Raw genomic sequence first — 18,476 nt, forward strand, 5'->3', positions numbered from 1 at the left:
TCTGCATAAATTAGGCTTAAAAACCTGCATGACTAATCATAGCACTTTTTTATGGTTATCGTCAACCATAGGTTCTCAAATTTCCCTCGTGCCCTAACTTTTCGGTTACTGGGCACGGAGTGAACAATAACAACTTTTCTTCTTTCTGTTTTCCGGTAAATGTGGTAAACTTTTTTCAAGAGTTCTCAATAAAATCTCCGATGCGTCATTGAACTGTCCCAAGGGACGTCTGCCATAGGCCATCGGAAAACGACACGATAGAAAGGACAAGAATCATGGAAAAAATCACAAGCTTTACCATCGATCACAACAAACTGCAGCCCGGCGTTTACGTATCCCGGAAAGACCCTGTGGGAGGCTCCTTGATCACCACCTTTGATCTGCGAATGACCAGCCCCAACGAGGAACCTGTAATGAACACGGCCGAGATGCACGTCATTGAACATCTGGGCGCCACCTTTTTGCGGAATCATAAGGACTTTGGCCAAAAGACCATTTACTTTGGGCCCATGGGCTGCCGGACCGGCTTTTACCTGCTTTTGTCCGGAGATTATGAATCCCGGGACATTGTTCCCCTGATGATAGAAATGTGGGAATTCATCCGTGACTTTGCCGGCGAAGTTCCAGGCGCCTGCGCCAAAGACTGCGGAAATTACCTGGATATGAATCTTCCCATGGCCAACTGGCTGGCAAAGCGGTATCTTGAGGAAGTACTGTATGGAATTCAGGAAGACCGCCTGATTTATCCCCAATAAGCGGCCGCAGGATCATACAGCATTGCAAAAATAAGTCCCCAGGCCTTTCCCCTATGCGGTGCATACATAGCATCCGGCACTGACAGGAAAAGGCCTGGGGACTTATTCTGCAAAAAATCTTTAATACGCCGCAGCAAACATGAGCACTGGAATGGTAAATACACAGAGCACTGTCGTCAGAATAATCGCCGCGCTGCCTGTAGACACATCAATCCCTTTCTGCATTCCCAGCATCAAAGGAATATTCCCAACCGGCATCCCGAACATCACCATACAAACCGAAATCAAATGGACATCACTTGTCATAAGCTTTAAAAGCGGCAGCAGCAGAAGCGGCAGAACCAAAAGCTTCACAACCGCAAACACATACAGACGCAGCTGGCCGAATATCTTCTTTAGATCCGCCTTGGCAAGCTGAAACCCGATTGCAATCAAAGCCAGCGGCGACGTGGCGTTTCCCATATAAGAAGCCGCCGTCTTAAGAAAATCCGGCACCTGTATTTCCCAGATAATAATTACCAGGGCCGCCAGGCTTAAAACCGTCCCCGGATTCACCATTTCCTTCAAAGCAGACAGCGAAAACTTCCTGTTCAAAAGCCCCACCCCATAGGTGTAAAGCAAAATCGTATAAATCAAAATAAATTCCGTCACATAGACCACATACTCTGCCCCAACAATACTGGAGACAACAGGAATCCCGATAAATCCCAGATTAGAAAATACAAACATCAGCTGAAAAATCTTCCGCTGATCCCGATCCTTATCAAAAAGAGGCGACAACATCATACCCACAGGGATAAAAACCGCAAACATCCCAGAAGCAATCAAGCCCACTGTGCGCAGATCCCCTGAAGAAATCAGCCCCACCGAATCAGCTGCGCTGGAAACAATCAGCAAAGGATTAAACACATGAACAAGAAGCCCCGATATCTGGCTGTTGGCATGCTCATCCAGCATCCCCCGTCTGGTAATAAAATAACCCGCGCCAATCATCAGCAAAAACGCCAGCATCTGAAAGAACACCGTAAAAATCGTCATTTTCCTCTATTCTCCTTTGTATATCACCTGTTATAGATTTTCAAAAGTGCTATCCATATCCTTTTTTATCCAAAAGCCATTATACTATATGAAATTACTGCCGTAAACCAAAGATTATGACCTGCCAAAAAATTAAGTTTTTACAAAAATTGCCGATATTTTTATTATAAGAAAGAGCAATAACGGACAGCCCATGTCCGATAGAAACCATACAGCGGCTTTACCCTTTAGTGCTGTCGCGCAGCGACTTAGAAACAGTAATATCCGTGTACTTTGAGGGATATTACGGAACTAGAAACGGTAAAGCCGCAAAGGCGCACGAGAGGAACTTTTATGAGGGCTCTTTCGAATAAAAGTTTCTCTCATTACCAGTGTGTCGAAGCGGCTTTACCCTTTAGTGCTGTCGCGCAGCGACTTAGAATAGGAGGATATTCCATGAATTTTTTTACAGTCCAGTCACTAAACACCTACACAAAAAATATGGAAATGCAGATGAAATGGCAGAAGAAAAAAGCCACCGGTGACTTCACCGCCGACGGCGCCATGACCATCGCCGACTCCGTAAAACAGCAGGCAGAAGAGATCCGCAAAGCCAACCAGGACGGCACCACCAAAATGACCGCCCAGATCGAGCTCAAGCTAAACTCCGGCCAGAAGCTGACCGCCGAGGAAATGGCCTATCTAAGAGACCACGACCCCCAGACCTACCAGCGGGTCAAATCCACAGAGATGGAGCAGAAAAACTATGAGCAGGAGCTAAAGCGCTGCAAAACCAAGGAAGAAGTCCAGCGCGTCCGCATGGCTCACGCCGCTACCTCCTTAAACACCGTAAACGAAATCAAAAACAACCCAAACATCCCAGAAAACAAAAAACTCGAGCTCGTCTGGAACGAGCACCGCAAAAACATGGCCCTCCAGCAAAGCACCCAGGAATTCATAGAGAGCGGCAAATACACCAAGCTCCCCACCGAGGCCGAAAAGCAAAAAGCCGAAAAAGATCTGGAAGAAGCCAAAAAAGCCGAGCTCGGCATCGAAGATCCCTCCAAAACCGACACCCCAAAAGAAGACAGCGAGGAATCCCAAACCGAAGCCGCCTCCCCCATCCCCGACCCAAAACTTCCCGGCGAAAAAGAAGTAGAAACCGAAAAAGCCAAAGCCGCCCTAACCAAAAGAGAAATGACCCGCCAGGAAGCCGAATCCACCCCCGAAGCCCTAAAAGTAAAACGAGCCAAAGCCCGCGCCGCCTACCAGGAGTCCCAATCCTCCACCACACCCAACCTCCCAACCCCCTCCAAAACCCTAGACATAACCATAGACTAACCATTCCCCCACATACCCGCCCCCAACCCCAGGGTCTGTTGAAAAATAAGGCAGCAGGCTTTTCCAATATCCAGTGTCCGGCTGTTCGCGAACAGGCTGTCTGATAGGAACGAACATTACCAAGAAACAAAAAAGCATAAAAATCCTTCAAGGTAATGTACGTTCCAAGCAGACAGCCTGTACGCGAACCGTCCGGACAGCGGATATGGAAAAGCCTGCTGCCTTATTTTTCAACAGACCCGTCCCACCTCCCTTCCTTCAAAATCCCATAAAACTGCCCCCCACACTTCTCCATCTCCCCCAGCACAACATCAATCTTCCAATCCTCCAAAAACCAATTCTCCCTGCTTATCTCCCTGGTGACTGTAGGACAGACAAAAAACTCCGCATCCGGATACAAAACCTCATAATACAAAAGAGCCCTCCTTGCATGGCAGGCCTGGGGACAAAGAATCGCCCTTTTAACCTCAATCCCAAAAGCATCCGTCACCTTCCTGGAAAAAATCGCATTTTCATAAGTGAAAGTCGCCTGCCGCTCCTCCAGAACCGCCTCCTTCGGAACCCCATGCTCCACCAGAATATCCCGAAGAAACTCCCATTCCGTCTCATACCCCGGAATCATGCACCGCCCCACAGGCTTGCTGAACCGCCCTGAAGGCAGCACCCAGGGCGCATATCCCCCCCTGTACAGTTTCGCCGCCGTCACAGCCAGGGCTCCCTGGTCCCCTCCCGGAATAAAAATCACATCCGCCTTTTCCGGCTGATGCTCCACAAAAATAAAATCTGTTATATCCTCAATAAATTTCACATTCCCACTCCCCTTCCCATTTCCTTTTCTCATTATAACGGGGAAAAAGAAAGAAGATCAAGACGCACTTTTTTATTTTCAATTCAGTAAAATAATGGTATAATAAATTTTAATGACGAGCGTATGCCCATATACTCAGCAAACAGCGAATGACGATTCGAAATCTTTGATTCATAATATATACTAAAAAGATTCAATTCACAGGGGGATTCCTTATGAGCGGACAAACGAAAGCAGATCACAACCTAATGGAGCACATTCTGTCCATACTATACGATTCAGATTATGGCCAAACAGCGGAAGCTCCTTTTACTCCCCCCGATCCCTCCAAGAGACAGGTCTCCCTGGAGCTTAGGGAATTCTTGAACCAGATGCCGGGAGGCTTCTTTATCTACCATGCAGACGGCAGCGAAGAGCTTCTCTATGTAAACCAGGCCATACTCCGCCTTTTCAACTGCAATTCCATAGAAGAATTTAAAGAGCTCACAGGCAATTCCTTCCGGGGCATGGTTCACCCGGAGGATCTGGAGGCTGTAGAGGCAAGTATCTGGGAACAGATACACAAGAGCCAGTATGATCTGGATTATGTGGAATACCGGATTATCCAAAAGGGCGGACAGATCCGCTGGGTGGAGGACTACGGACATTTTATCCACAACGATTCCGCCGGAGATTTTTTCTATGTATTTGCAGGAGACGCAACAGAAAAGCGGAAGCAGCAGACTGATGAGCTGCTGCGCCGGCTGGAAGTGATTGAAGGCTTGAGCAGCAATTATGAGTCCATCCTCTATGTGAATCTGGCGGAAGACAGCATTATGCCCTACCGCATGAGCAGCCGGACCACCCTGCTTTTTGAGTCCGGGTCCCTGCCCTACACCTTTTCCTGGTTCCGCTCTGTTTATGTAGATGCCTGGGTTTCCGCTGAGGATCGGGAAGTGGTTGCACAAGCTATGGAGCCCTCCCATATCCAGCAGAGCCTTGCATCCCTGGACGAATATTATGTAAACTTTCGTGTGCTGCAGAACGAGGAACTGGCCTACTACCAGCTGCGCATCGCCGGTGTGGGCACCCAGACTCCTTACAAACGGATAGTTCTTGGTTTCCGCCTGGTTGATACGGAGCTCCGTCAGGAGATGGAACAGAAAAAGCTTTTTGAGGAAGCGCTGAAAGAGGCCCGGCTGGCCAACACTGCCAAGAACACCTTTCTGGCAAATATGTCCCATGACATCCGCACGCCCTTAAACGCCATTCAGGGCTTTGTTACCCTTGCCCAGAATCACATGCTGGAGCAGGAAAAGCTGGAAGAATACATCGGCAAGATCCAGATCTCCAGTGAGCTTCTGCTCTCCCTGTTCAACGATATTCTGGAAATATCCCGCATGGAATCCGGAAGCTTCCAGACAGAGGAAAGCTCCTGCTGCCTGTCCGAGCTGGTACAGGATGTCTGCCGGTCTCTGTCCCTTCGGGCAGAAAAGAACCACATCTCCATAACCTTTGACCTTTCCGGACTTGAGCATCCTTATGTATATACCGATCCGGACAAGCTGAAGCAGATTCTTGCCTGTCTTGGCACAAATGCAATCAAATATACCCACAGGGAGGGCAATGTGTGCATTTCGATTACCGAGCAAAAAGCCCCTTCCAACAATTATGCCTCCTATCAGTTTTGTGTGGAGGACAATGGAATCGGAATCGATCCGGCAAATCTGGATCGCATCTTTGAGCCCTTTGAACGGCTTAAGAACACCACCTTCAGCGGCATCCACGGCACCGGACTGGGCCTCACCATCGTCAAACGCCTGGTTGAGATTCTGGACGGCTCCATTGCCGTAGAGAGCGCTCCCGGAAAAGGAAGCCGGTTTATCGTTACCTTCACTCTGCGCATCCAGAACCAGAAGGCCTTTCGGCCTGAATCTGCCCAAGAGCTTCTGCTTAAGCGTATGGGCGGCCGCAGGATTCTCCTGGTAGACGACAACGATCTGAATCTGGAACTGGCTTCGGAGCTTCTGGAAGATCTGGGCTTCCAGGTAGATACTGCCATGGACGGCCAGAAAGCCCTCGAGAAGCTCACAGGCTCTGCTCCCGACTGCTACGGGCTGGTTCTCATGGACATCCAGATGCCGGTTATGAACGGCTACGAAACCACGCAGCTGATCCGCAGCCTGGAAGACCCGATTCTTTGCAGTATTCCTATCATTGCTCTGTCAGCCAATGCCTTTGACGAGGATCGGCGCATGTCAAGAAGAAGCGGTATGAACGCTCATATGGCCAAGCCCTTGGATACAGATCAGCTTCTTTCGCTGATGATGGACATTATTTAGTCCGTCATCAGCTTTGGCTCTATGACCAGGTGCTTTTCCACCTCCTCCCCATCCAGGATACGGACAGCCGTTTCATAAGCCAGGCTGCCGATCTCGGAACACTGGATTGTTGCGTCCAGAATGCCCCTTTCAATCAGATCAATCCCTCCCAGATTTCCGGCGAAGCCATCCACGCCCAGAAAGCAGGTTCCTGTAATCCGGTACTGGTTCTGTGCCAGATAAGCCCCATAAGCCATCTCATCGTTTAAAGCAAATACAATATCCGCCTTCTGATTTGCAACCAGATAATCCTTCATGCGGTTTTCCGCCTTGTCTCTAAGCCACTCTCCGTCCAGATAATGAATCTGCTCCTCACCGATTTTCCCACACACGGCATCCTGAAAGCCCTTAAGCCTTCTGTCTGAAATGGTCGAGCCCGGCGGGCCTGTAAGGATTACAATTGCATTCCCCGGCCGATACTGTTTTTCCAGAATATAGGCCCCGGCCAGACGCCCTATCTCATAATCGTTGAATTCAATAAATGCCCTATAGCTTTCCGTTCCCGGATCAATCCCCATCACTACCACCGGAATTTCCTCGGAAATCTCTTCAAGCTTCTCACCCAGAGACCCGGTATCACCTGGGGCCACAATCAAAAGATCCACGCCGCATTCCATAAGCTGGTCAATATTCTCAAGCTGCTTCCCCGGACTCCCGGCCGCATCCTTAAAAATAAGATTCACCTGGCTGTCTGCTGCCCGCCGATCCGACATGCTGTCTATGGTATGGCGCAGCCATGGCTCCATAACATTGGAAAGGCTGACACCAATTAGATACTCATATTCATTTTCCTGTACAGGCTCTTTCTCCTTACAGCCTGCCGCCAAAGAAAGCAGCAGGCTTAAAAACAGCGCCAGAAGCCTTTTTCCCATATGCGCTCCTCCGTAATATCCCGTTCCTTTAAAAAGCCGTGCTAACCAATATTCTTCCGATGCTCTGATGGCGAAATCCCCATGCTGTTCTTAAAGGCCGTGGAAAAATAATGCTGGCTTTTATAGCCTACCATATCTGCAATTTCATTGATGGAACAGCCTGTACTCCGCATCAGCACAATGGCCTCGTTGATCCGCAGGCTGGTGAGAAAATCCTTAAAGGACATTCCAAGCTCCTGCTTCATCAGGCGGCTTAAATAGGCCGGACTGATGCCGATGGAACGAGCCACCAGGTTGAGCTCCATATCCGGTTCCCTAAAATGCTCATAGAGATACTTCTTGGCCTCCGTTACAACAGGACGGCATTCCAGCGCTTTCTGCACCTCTCTGAGTGCCTCCCCATATGCTTCCGGAAAATGCGCCTCCTCACAGGTTCCCGTTACAACCGTACATGTTCCTCCCAAGGTCTGTTCCAGACTTTCCTCCACATGCCGCTTAATGCTGCTCTCTTCCTGCTTCGGACAGTGAAAAATTCCGGCCACATTCTGGTAGCGGTCCATGAAGAGATAAACTGGCTCGCATTTTCCCAAAAGCTCTCTTAAGATATTTTTCAACGCAAACTGATACACATCGTCGGAAATACGGCCGTCTCCCATACGAAGGCTTAAGTTTCTGTTATTCTGGGTGGAAACCAGGATAAGGGCCGCCTCCTCCCCGATATGCACCGACAACAGCTCCTTCTGGTCTTGGCGCTCACCGCTGGAAAGCTTTCCCTCGATCCAATCATTGAAAAATACGCCTTGAAGGTATTCCCGGTGCTGTTCTAACTGGTAATTGGCCAAATCAATAAAGCGCTGCTTTGATCTTTCCCGGCTTAACTCCTCTGTGAGACTGCAGATAGCCTCGTACAGCTCTTCCTCCTCAATGGGCTTCAAAATATAGCTGCGCACTCCCAGCGTCAGAGCCTCCTTAGCGTAAGTAAACTCATTGTATCCGGATACGATAATCGTCCTACAGCCCGTATGGGTATCCCGAATCCGTTCTAAAAGCTGCAGCCCATTGAGCTTGGGCATACAGATATCTACCAGGGCAATATCCGGCTGTTCCCTCTCAATAAGTTTTAATGCTTCCAGCCCGTTTTTTGCCTCTCCGCAGACTCTAAGAGAAAGCGAAAAGCTCTCCACAAGCTCTCTTAACCCCTGGCGTATCTTCGGTTCATCATCTGCAATCACTATTTTCCACATATTCTAATACCTCCAGATCTTCTAATGCAGCGCTGTGTCTGCCCTTCAGCGGAAGCCGTATCTCTGCAATTGTACCGCCCTCCGGCCCGGGCTGATAAAAAAGACCATAGTCCTCCCCATAAGAAAAGCGGATACGGTCATGGACATTCAGCACGCCAAAAGCCCGGATTTCCTCCGGACGTTCCTCCATCCGCAGGATTTTGTTCATTTTGGCGCATTCTTCCCGGCTCATGCCTGCCCCGTCGTCCGTTACGGAAATCAAAAGGATATCCCCCTCCTCCCTCAAGGCGCAGATACGAATGTTGCCTCGTTCCCGTTCCGACTCCTTGATTCCGTGGTATAAAGCATTTTCTACCAGAGGCTGCAGAATCAGCCTTGGCACCATACAGTCAAGAAGCTCCTCTTCATATACCGGCTCATATTCAAACAAATCCTCATACCGGAATTTCTGTACCTCCAGATAGCTGCGGACCAGCGTCATTTCCTCCCGGAGGGTAATGTACTCCTTTCCGCTGCTTAAACTGATGCGGAAAAAATTCGAAAGAGCGCGGACAGTCTCTGCAATATCCCTGGCCTGGTATTTCTTTGCCATCCATTGTATACTGTCAAGAGTATTGTAGAGAAAATGAGGTTTCATCTGCTCTCTTAAGATCTTCATCTCCGCCTCCCTTTTCTGCTTCTGCTCCTCGTATACCAGGCGGAGAAGCTCATCAATCTTGTCCACCATAGCGTTGAAGGCATTTCCAAGCTGTCCGATCTCCCCCTGGTAATGGTTATCAAAACGCCCTGTCAGATCCCCTGTCTGGGCGCGTTTCATCAGCCTGGAAAGCTTCGAGATCGGCGTGGTGATTGTTTTAGAAAAAAAGGTAGACCAGACAAGAGCCACACCGCAGCAGAGTACTGCCAGCAAAACGGAAACCCTCTGAACCCTGGAAACTCCCTCGATTGTTTTTCCCATATCGTAAAGTCCTACAGTTGTAAGCTTTGTATACTCTGACTGATTGTAAATAATCCTGTATTTTCCCTCTTGAATCCGGCACTTAAAGCTTCCTCTTCCGGCTTCCTGGAACCAGGCCGGATTGATCCGGTACACAATCTTATTTTCCGGAGTATAGAGAATATTTCCCTTACTGTCCATGATAAAGACGAAACCTGTCTGTCCCAGGGTAATGTCGCCTACCAGCTCCTGGATACTGTGTTTATCCAGGTCAATGAGAACTACGCCGATAAGCTCCCGGCTCTCTTTTCCGTAGATTGCCTGGGCTACGGAAACATAGCTGTCCGAACTGTAATTTCTCCAGTCCTGGAGATTCCTCCCTATGGACGAGCTAATAACCACAGGCTTTCCCTTCGCACGGACTGCGTCCTGATACCATTCTTCCTCGCTCAGCTCTTGTTTCTGAATCCGGTAGGAATCATTAGATAGATAGTGTCCTTTGCTGCTGGCAATCACAATATTCAGATAATCCCTGTGAACGGCAGAATATGCCAGCAGAAGGTTCCGGACGGCCGTCTCCAGCTCCACTCTCTTTCCCTGCTCCCGATCCTCGTCTACCACAAGATACCCTTGAACCTCACGGCTTTCCCCCAGAAGCTTCAGCGTCTTTTCAATATCCTCCAGCTTCAGATCCACCGTCTTCTGCACCTGGTTCTGCATCTCTGCTGTATTGGCATAGGCATGTTCCTCAATGGATTCTATGTAAATCCTGCTGCCTGCCATCGTCAGTACAAGCGCCACGGATATAACTGCCGTAAAAACGAATGCCAGTAAAGAACGTCTGAGATTTTTCGTAAAAAGTAATTCCTGTATTTTTTCCATATGTACCTGCTTTGAGCCTTTTTGAACTATTATATACTAAAAAATTTGCGGCATTACGTCAAGGAAAAACATTATGTGAACTAAAACGGCCCACCTGCTATACACAGATAGGCCGTTTTCCCCGCAGGCAGTCTTTATGCTGTGGATTTTGTCCAAATCCGTAACATCTTTATTCGCCGCCGTATTTCTTTAACAAATCGGGAGCAGTCTCCGGAGTGATAATCTCGGATTCCAGAGTAATCTCTTTTTCAAGCTCCTTGCCCTCAACCAGAAGCTGATATGCGCTCTCAATGGCCTCTGCGCCGCCGGTGGGGTATACCATGGACAAGCTCAGTCTGCCTTCCATTACGCTGCGGATGCCGCCGTCGGGAGTGGGCAGTCCGTCAACGCCAATGAAGATGATATCCTGCTCGCGGCCTGCGTTCTTTGCCGCAATGTAAGCGCCTTCTGCCATAGGATCATTCAAGCAGTAAAACAGATCGATCTCTGTATTGGTCTGCAGCATTTCCTCTGCAACAGTGATAGCCTTCTCACGAAGCCAATCTGCATTATTTGCCGCTACGATCTCCACCTTCGGATTTGCCTTGATTCCCTCACGGAAGCCGTTGTCTCTGTCGATACCGCCGGAGGTTCCCTCAAGCCCCTTGATCTCGCATACCTTTCCTCCATCGGGAAGAAGTGTATTTGCCACATACTCGCCTACCTGTTTTCCGATTGCCACGTTATCTGCGCCGATAAACTGTGTGTAACCGTCTCCGTCAATTTTTCTGTCCAGAAGAATAACCGGGATTCCTGCCTCATATGCTGCTGTAACTGCATTGGTCAGAGGGGTTGCCTCGTTTGGGGAGGTGATAATCAGATCCACGCCCATCTGTACAAAGTTCTCGATGTCTGCAATCTGCTTGGAGTTATCCTGCGCCGCGTCTGCGTAGATAATCTCGAACTCGGGATGCGCTTCCGCTGCTGCCGCAATCTGATCATTCATGGCTACACGCCAGGGCTCGCCCAGGTTGCACTGCGACATGCCGATCACGTATTTGTCCTTTGCGCCTGCTTCTGCATCTGTTGCCGGCTCCTCTGCTTCTTCCGGCGCTGGTTCCTCTGCCGGTTCCTCGGTACCGGAGGGCTCTGCCGCTGCCGGCTCCTCTGCCTTGCTGCCGCAGCCGGCCATAAGAGATGCCAGCATTGCCGTACACAGTACCACACTTAAAATTTTCTTTTTCATATTTTCCTCTTTCTTCGATAGTTTTTTATTTTTTAATCTGTAAAAAGCTGCTATCGATCAGCTTCCTACAGACTGCGCACAATCACATAAAACGACTTCCCTCTACTCCTTCCGCTCTGCCTGCATAAATACGGCAATGATGATGAGGAAGCCCTTTACCATCAGCTGCAGGTTGGAGTTTACGCCTTTTAATCCCAGCACATTATCCAGCATTCCCAGGATCAAGGCTCCAATTAAGGTTCCAAGCATAGTTCCCTTGCCCCCTGCCAGGCTGGTTCCGCCGATGGCGCAGGCTGCCACCGCGTTCAGCTCGTAGCCGGAGCCTTCGTTTGGGCCGCCCTGGCTTATCTGAGCCGCATGAATCATGGCCGCCGCGGATGCAAGCATAGAGCACAGCATAAAGGTAAACAGCTTAATCCGATCCACGTTGATGCCTGCCAGATAGGAAGCCTGGCGGTTGCCGCCGATGGCGTAGATCTGGCGGCCAAACCTGGTTCTTGTCATAATAAAATGGAATATCAGAAGCAGTACCAGGAAAATAATAGCCGGTACAGGTATCAAGCCCTTGATCCGCATCTGAAGCACCTCAAACTGGGGCGGTGCAAGCCCTTCTCCCTTGCCGTAGGTCAACGGAATTCCCACGCCGTTGGCCCAGAATCTGGCAAGGCCTCTTGCAATGTTCATGCTGGCCAGGGTAACAATAAAGGCCTGCAATTTCAGCTTGGTAACACAAATACCGTTAAAGAAGCCGAAAGCCGCTCCGATGAGAAGGCTTGCAAGAACTGCCGGGACAAAGCCCAGACCGTTCCACACCATCAAAGCCGCACAGCCGGTAGATACGAGACCTACAACGGATCCTACGGAAAGATCGATATCTCCTAAAATCAATATCATAGTCATACCAATGGCGATAATGCCGTTTTCCGACACGGCACGAAGCACATTCATTAAGTTTCTGGCATCCAGAAACACATTTTTTCCATCTTGCACGCAGATGACGCTTGCCACAATAAATATAAGGATCAGCGCAATTACGCTCTGCATCTTTTTTATTAATACCTTTGTCTGGTCTGTTTTCATTTCTGCCTCTCCCTGTTATTAAAGTTTTACAACTTACTTCGTAGCGCTGTGAAGCAGTTTCTCCTGGGTAGCCTCTGCCTGGAGGAATTCTCCTGTCAGCTCTCCCTCACAGAATGTCACGATCCTGTCGGAAATTCCGATGACCTCCGGCAGCTCCGAGGACACGACGATAATGGCCATTCCCGTCTTTGCAAGGTTATTGATAAGCTGGTAAATCTCCGCCTTGGCGCCTACGTCAATTCCTCTGGTAGGTTCGTCAAGCAGCAGAAGCTTCGGCTTCGTCAAAAGCCACCGGGCCAGAATTACCTTCTGTTGATTTCCTCCCGACAGGGCGCTTGCCAAAGTTTTACTTCCAGGCGCTTTCACCTTAAGAGCTTCTATCTGCTCATTCCATGCTTTTCCCTCATCCTTTCGATCCATAACAAAATATCTGCTGAACTGCCGAAGAAGGGGAAGGGAAATATTCTCTCCGATAGATCGCTGCAGTACCAGGCCGCTGCCCTTGCGATCCTCTGTGGCAAAGGAAATCCCTGCCCGAATGGCATCTCCTGGTTTTCGTATGGTCACAGGTTTTCCTTCTATATAAATCTCGCCTGTTACTTCCCTTGCATGAACTCCTGCCACGCACTCAAAGAACTCGGTTCTTCCGGCTCCTGCCAGTCCTGCGATTCCCAAGACTTCCCCACGGCGTACCTCCAGGGAAATATTTTTAAGTGAACGCCGGAAGCTTCCCGGCGCCGGGGTGTAGGTAAGGTTCTTTACCTCAAAGGCTACGTCCCCTTTTTCCGTAGGATCCTTGGGATATTGTTCGCTCACGTCCCGGCCCACCATCATCCGGATAATCTCGTCGGTGTCCGTCTCGGCCGCATGAACTGTGCCTATGTATGCACCGTCTCTCATAACAGTCAGACGATCGGCAATCTTGAAGATTTCTTCCATCCGATGGGTAATATAGATAATGCCCCGTCCCTCGCTGCGAAGCCTGCGGATAATGGTGAAAAGCTTCTCCGCCTCTTTTTCGCTAATAGCGGAGGTAGGCTCGTCCATAACAAGAATCCTTGCGTCCAGGGAAAGAGCCTTAGCAATCTCTACAAGCTGCTGTTCTCCGATACGCAGGTCTTTTACTTTCTGAGCAGGCTTTACATCCAGATCCAGCATATCCAGATACTTCTGGGTCTCTGTGAGCATGCTCTCAAAGTCTACTACCGGCAGCTTCTTTTTGAACCAGCGTCCCAGGAAAATATTCTCCGCCACGCTGAGCTCCGGAACCACCTGCAGCTCCTGGTGGATCTTGGCGATTCCCTGCTTTTTCGCCATCACCGGATCCGTCACATTCACCTTTTGGCCTTCCACATAGATTTCACCTTCCTGGGGAAGCAGGGAGCCGCTTAAAATATTCATCAGCGTAGATTTCCCGGCTCCGTTCTCACCCATCAAGGCGAGCACCTCTCCCTCGTGCAAATCTATAGAAACGTCCTTTAGGGCCTGGACTGCTCCAAAGCTTTTGCTGATATGCTTCATTTCCAAAAGAACCTTTCCCATCTTCTCACCTTCTTTGGTCTTTTTTCTCATTAGGTTTATTATAGGTTTGAAATTTCCTTCTGTATTTATAATTTTCGTAGAAATAATTATAAAAACATGACTTTTTGTTTATAATTACCTGTATTTAATTTCACTTTTTTCTTATTCATGGGCAGAACATCAAAAAAGAGAAAGGATACTCCCTTCTCTTTTTATATATTATACAATTCTTTTATAAGCAGCTTCCTTTTAGCAAAGCCCTGCTTCTTCGGCCGCCTTTAATCTGCGGTATATCTCTGTCACATCGTATTTTGGCCCGCACTCCCGGGCCGCGCGGCAGATTCCTTGAACCTCTTCCAAATCCTCCTCCAGCAATTCCGCTATTTCTTCCGGAGTTTTTCCCTTTTGGAGTATCTTGCAGATGATTTGGATTTTTGCCTTTTTCTCTCCTCTCAATTCTCCTTCCTCACGAATCAGCCGGTCTCTCTCTTCCATTCTCATATACGTCGCCTCCACTTCTTCACTCACTTTAATCTGTGCAATCTTGCTGTGCAGACGCTTTAACCGCTCGTCACAATCTCTGGGAAGCTTCTTTTCATCGCTGTGTTCTACATAATGAAGAAAATCAATCAGGGTCCGATCCACCTCATCGTCGTTTCTGCCCTGGGTATTTAAAATGATTTTTCTGCATTCATCCCCAAGACGCAGCTTTGGAACCTCTTCGCAATAGTTTTCAAAGCTATAGCGGTACTTTCCGCATTGATAAAAGTCAAAGCTGCAGATAATGACTAGATACGAGGGCTTCAGACTGTCAAAGCCCTTCTCACCGCTTTTCAGCATGGGTGCATCCAGCAGCGCTTGGTAAAACCGTGTACGTTTGGGAATGTTTCCTTCATTGCGCTTCTGCATTTCTACATCAATGAAGTTTCCTTCCCCATCCTCCACACAGAAATCCATCCGGATTCCGCGCTTTCCAGGCAGGTTGCGGACCACCTTCTGGCCCTCCTTCCACTTGATGCTTTTTAATGTCATTCCCAGGGAAAGCTCGATGATAATCTTGCAGGCCTCCAGATCCGTTGTGGTTACGTCAAAGAGGAAATCGTCTATCAAATTCAAGTCCTTTAAAGGCTTAAACAGTCTCTCCTCTTCCTGCATCTGCTTATTCAGTTTTTTTGCTTCTGTCATGTATGAATTCCTTTCTATTATAGTTAATTTTCTTATCTTTTGCAATCCAGGAGCCCCTTTTAAAGCTCCTGCTCGTTCTGCTCTTATAAATCCATTTGGGAAATTAGCCGAAACGGCTGTGAATAAAAGCTTTCCTCTACTTATGTAAAAGAAATTATAGTTATTATACTGGCTATATACTCAATTGTCAATCAAAAAATTCCAATAATTGTAAATTTCTTATCAAGAAATGTATCCCTTTTGACAGGCTGCAGCTATAAAAAATAACGGAAAAGCTCCCAACCGTGAGCTTTTCCGCTATAAAAAAACAAGAAAACCCTGTCCTATTTTTTCTTCAGAACCTCCCGGACCGCCTCTTTTATGGCTTTCCCGGATATCCCGAACTTTTCCGAAAGGAAGCTAAGGCTTCCCACCTCCCCGAAGCAGTCCGGAACGCCCACGCGCTTAAAGGGCACAGCTCCGTTCTCCGCCAGAACCTCGGCCACAGCAGATCCCAATCCTCCGATCTGGTTATGATTCTCCGCCGTCACAACAGCTCCCGTTTCCCGGGCACAGGCAAGCACCAGCTCCTCATCCAGAGGCTTCACCGTGAACATGTCCACAACGCGGATCTGGATTCCCTCCTCCGCCAGCTCCTCTGCCGCCCGGATTGCTTCCGGCACTTCAATTCCCGAGGCAATCACCGTCACGTCCGCTCCGTCACGTACCACCACGCCTTTCCCTATGGAAAAGGTCTGGGTTTCTTCATAATAACAAGTCTTCCCCTTCCTGGGAAACCGGATGTACATCACCCCGTATTCCTCCGCCATACTTCTAAGCATCTTCCGGAGCAGGCAAGGCTCCGCCACATCCAGAATCGTAATCCACGGAAAGCTCCGGTAGATTCCCATATCCTCCAGAGGCATATGCGTGCCGCCGTTCGTCTCCGCCGTAATGCCGGGATCCGATCCCACAAGCTTAATATTCGCATGATTGTAGCATCCGGACAAAAATGTCTGATCCGCACATCTTCTGGACATGAATGTTCCAAAGCTATGCATAAACGGAATCTTGCCCTTCACCGACATTCCCGCGCCGATTCCCACCATATTGGCTTCCATAATTCCCACGTCAAAGGCCTGCTCCGGCATGGAAGAAAAAAGCCCTGCAGTCCCAATGGCCCCGGCCAGATCCGCTTCCAGATAAATAATATCCCTGTTGCCGCGCATCAGCTCCTCCAGCGTCTCGGCAAACACCTTCCGCAATTCCTTGTCTCCTGTTTTCACCCTGCTCATTTCTGCCACCTCACACTTCTTTCTGTCCGTCCAGCTCCCGATAGAACACATCCAGCTCTTCCTTTTTCACGGTTGTGGAGTGACAGTTGGCCATCCCGGCGTATTTTTGGACGCCCGCTCCCTTTACCGTATGGAGAACAATCACCGAGGGAACGTCCCTTTCTTCCTTTGCCTCTGCCAGCGCCGCGTAAATGTCCCCGGTGTCATTGCCGTTTTTTACGGATATCACATGATATCCAAAGGCGGCAAACTTCTCTTCAATGCTTCCAAGGCCGCATACCTCATCTGTCGTCCCATCCAGCTGCTTCCCATTGGCGTCCACCAGGGTAATCAGATGGGAAAGGCGGTGATGGGCTGCAAATAAAAAGGACTCCCATACCTGTCCCTCTTGAAGCTCCCCGTCTCCCAGTATCAGATAGGTATCATTCTCCCTTTGATTCAGTTTATCCGCAAAAGCCGCTCCGGCTGCAAGAGAAGCCCCCTGTCCCAGAGATCCTGTCGTCATATCGACCCCCGGTGTCTTCATGCGGTCTGTGTGACTGGGCAGAATCGTGTTATTCTGATTCAGCGTATCCAGAACCCCTTCCTCAAAATACCCTGCTGCCGCTAGGGCCGCATACACGGCCGGGCCGGAATGGCCCTTGGAAAGAACGAGATAATCCCGGTCTTCTTTTTTTGGATCCTTTGGATCAATGTTCATCACACTTCCATAGAGCACCGCCAGGGCGTCTGCAATGGACAGGGAGCCGCCCACATGTCCCGTTCCCTTTGAAGCAATGGTGCGGAGAATATATTTCCGTATCCTGACTGCCAGTAAATCTGCTTCCCGTTTCTCAAATCTCATCCTGCCACCTCGCCTTGAATTTTTTCCCATAGAGATCCGCTGTCCGAATGGCCGAGAATACCAGCTCCTCATCCACAGCAAAAGGCATGTTTTCCCAATTGCTGTGCATGGATGCCGCAGCAATCTTCCGGATATTCTCCTCGGAATTCTCCACATAGACATCCTCTAAGCAGACCGGAAGCCCCACGCTCATACAGAAACCCAGTACCTCATCCAGATACGCCCGATCCGCACATTGCGCAATCAGCTGTACGATACAGCCGAAGGCAACCTTTTCCCCGTGCATGGTCTTGCTGCTGTTCTCCATCACTGTAAGCCCGTCATTCACCGAGTGGGCGCCGGAGGTGGCATTGTTCTCAAAACCTAAGCCGCTTAGGAGGATATTTGTCTCAATAATATGTTCCAGAGCCTCTGTAACCACCTTCTGGCTGCAGGCCTCTTTTGCCAGAACCCCGTATTTCATCAAAGACTCATAGCAGGCCTTCGCAATAGCCTGTCCAGCCAGGGTCTGCTTCAATCCGCCGGCTGTATGGTATACCAGATTGGGCGTGCCTGATTTTCTGGTGGAATCCGCCTCAATCAAGGTTGCAAGGGCGTCTCCCATGCCGGATACCAGAAAGCGCACGGGCGCATTTGCAATGATCCGGCTGTCTACCACCAGAAGGGCCGGACTGTGATCGTAGAAAAATTCCCCGGCGTGGGAACCGTCCTCACGGTAGATAACGGACAGAGAGCTGGTGGGGGCATCCGTAGCCGCAATGGTAGGCACCACCACAAAAGGCACTCCAAGTCTTGTTCCCACAGCCTTTGCCACATCAATGGTTTTCCCACCGCCCACGCCCACAACTGCATCGGGAGAAGCTTTTTCCAGCTCCGCCGTCCTTGCGGCAATCAGCTCCTCTGTCACCTCCGATGCAAAGGCAAAGGTAAAAAGCTCATAATCCAGGCCCTCATACAGCTTCCTCAGCCTTTTTTCGTACTCTTCATATAGAAACCGGTCGATAAATACAGCCAGCCGCTTTCCGAATTTATCCGTATAAAACCGCAGATTGTCAAACTCCCCCGGGCCCTGCACATACCGCTCCGGCGAGCACCATCCTCTTGAAAATCTTGAAAGTTCCGACATTCTTC

Annotated in this window: 15 protein-coding genes; 3 read left to right on the forward strand and 12 right to left on the reverse strand. The window is 49.3% G+C overall.

From position 1 onward, the window contains the following. Positions 1-275 precede the first annotated feature (275 nt). The gene (locus tag VV089_RS11455) at positions 276-755 is read left to right on the forward strand and encodes an S-ribosylhomocysteine lyase (RefSeq protein ID WP_172543896.1); all 480 of its coding nucleotides are present in this window, start codon (positions 276-278) and stop codon (positions 753-755) included. Positions 756-875: 120 nt separating this feature from the next. Here VV089_RS11455 and VV089_RS11460 read toward each other — a convergent pair whose 3' ends face one another. Then, positions 876-1,793, reverse strand: a complete 918-nt coding sequence (locus tag VV089_RS11460) for an AEC family transporter (RefSeq protein WP_172543895.1) — start codon at positions 1,791-1,793, stop codon at positions 876-878. Positions 1,794-2,228: 435 nt separating this feature from the next. Here VV089_RS11460 and VV089_RS11465 point away from each other — a divergent pair, with 435 nt between their 5' ends. Continuing rightward, on the forward strand, positions 2,229-3,113 hold the full coding sequence (locus VV089_RS11465; RefSeq protein WP_334335960.1) for a hypothetical protein: 885 nt from the start codon (positions 2,229-2,231) through the stop codon (positions 3,111-3,113). 223 nt (positions 3,114-3,336) lie between these two features. Here VV089_RS11465 and VV089_RS11470 read toward each other — a convergent pair whose 3' ends face one another. Next, positions 3,337-3,921: a YdcF family protein gene (locus VV089_RS11470; protein WP_334335961.1), complete on the reverse strand. Its 585-nt coding sequence runs from the start codon at positions 3,919-3,921 to the stop codon at positions 3,337-3,339. 215 nt (positions 3,922-4,136) lie between these two features. Between VV089_RS11470 and VV089_RS11475 the strand changes: the two genes are divergently transcribed. Then, entirely contained in the window at positions 4,137-6,242 is a 2,106-nt protein-coding gene (locus tag VV089_RS11475) for a hybrid sensor histidine kinase/response regulator (RefSeq protein ID WP_334335962.1), read from the forward strand. Here VV089_RS11475 and VV089_RS11480 read toward each other — a convergent pair. From VV089_RS11480 to VV089_RS11525, 10 genes are all read right to left on the reverse strand, one after another. After that, complete coding sequence (locus VV089_RS11480; protein ID WP_334335963.1) at positions 6,239-7,153, reverse strand: substrate-binding domain-containing protein; 915 nt, start codon at positions 7,151-7,153, stop codon at positions 6,239-6,241. The genes VV089_RS11475 and VV089_RS11480 overlap by 4 nt on opposite strands. A 41-nt stretch (positions 7,154-7,194) precedes the next feature. Next, positions 7,195-8,397: a response regulator gene (locus VV089_RS11485; RefSeq protein WP_334335964.1), complete on the reverse strand. Its 1,203-nt coding sequence runs from the start codon at positions 8,395-8,397 to the stop codon at positions 7,195-7,197. Then, on the reverse strand, positions 8,372-10,216 hold the full coding sequence (locus VV089_RS11490; protein WP_334335965.1) for a cache domain-containing sensor histidine kinase: 1,845 nt from the start codon (positions 10,214-10,216) through the stop codon (positions 8,372-8,374). The genes VV089_RS11485 and VV089_RS11490 overlap by 26 nt, the downstream gene beginning before the upstream one ends. Before the next feature lie 169 nt (positions 10,217-10,385). Next, positions 10,386-11,441: a substrate-binding domain-containing protein gene (locus tag VV089_RS11495; RefSeq protein ID WP_334335966.1), complete on the reverse strand. Its 1,056-nt coding sequence runs from the start codon at positions 11,439-11,441 to the stop codon at positions 10,386-10,388. A gap of 102 nt (positions 11,442-11,543) precedes the next feature. After that, entirely contained in the window at positions 11,544-12,521 is a 978-nt protein-coding gene (locus tag VV089_RS11500) for an ABC transporter permease (protein ID WP_334335967.1), read from the reverse strand. Positions 12,522-12,554: 33 nt separating this feature from the next. Next, positions 12,555-14,063, reverse strand: coding sequence for a sugar ABC transporter ATP-binding protein (locus tag VV089_RS11505; protein WP_334335968.1), 1,509 nt, complete (start codon positions 14,061-14,063; stop codon positions 12,555-12,557). A gap of 228 nt (positions 14,064-14,291) precedes the next feature. Continuing rightward, positions 14,292-15,227: an Rpn family recombination-promoting nuclease/putative transposase gene (locus VV089_RS11510; protein ID WP_334335969.1), complete on the reverse strand. Its 936-nt coding sequence runs from the start codon at positions 15,225-15,227 to the stop codon at positions 14,292-14,294. 323 nt (positions 15,228-15,550) lie between these two features. Further along, positions 15,551-16,501, reverse strand: a complete 951-nt coding sequence (locus VV089_RS11515; protein WP_334335970.1) for a transketolase family protein — start codon at positions 16,499-16,501, stop codon at positions 15,551-15,553. A 10-nt stretch (positions 16,502-16,511) separates the two neighbouring features. Next, positions 16,512-17,345: a transketolase gene (locus tag VV089_RS11520; protein ID WP_172542279.1), complete on the reverse strand. Its 834-nt coding sequence runs from the start codon at positions 17,343-17,345 to the stop codon at positions 16,512-16,514. After that, entirely contained in the window at positions 17,335-18,471 is a 1,137-nt protein-coding gene (locus VV089_RS11525; RefSeq protein ID WP_172542277.1) for a glycerol dehydrogenase, read from the reverse strand. Before VV089_RS11525 ends, VV089_RS11520 begins: the two co-directional genes overlap by 11 nt. Positions 18,472-18,476 lie beyond the last annotated feature (5 nt).

Origin of the sequence: Candidatus Merdisoma sp. JLR.KK011 (assembly GCF_036941125.1) — a bacterium.
GTDB lineage: Bacteria > Bacillota > Clostridia > Lachnospirales > Lachnospiraceae > Laedolimicola.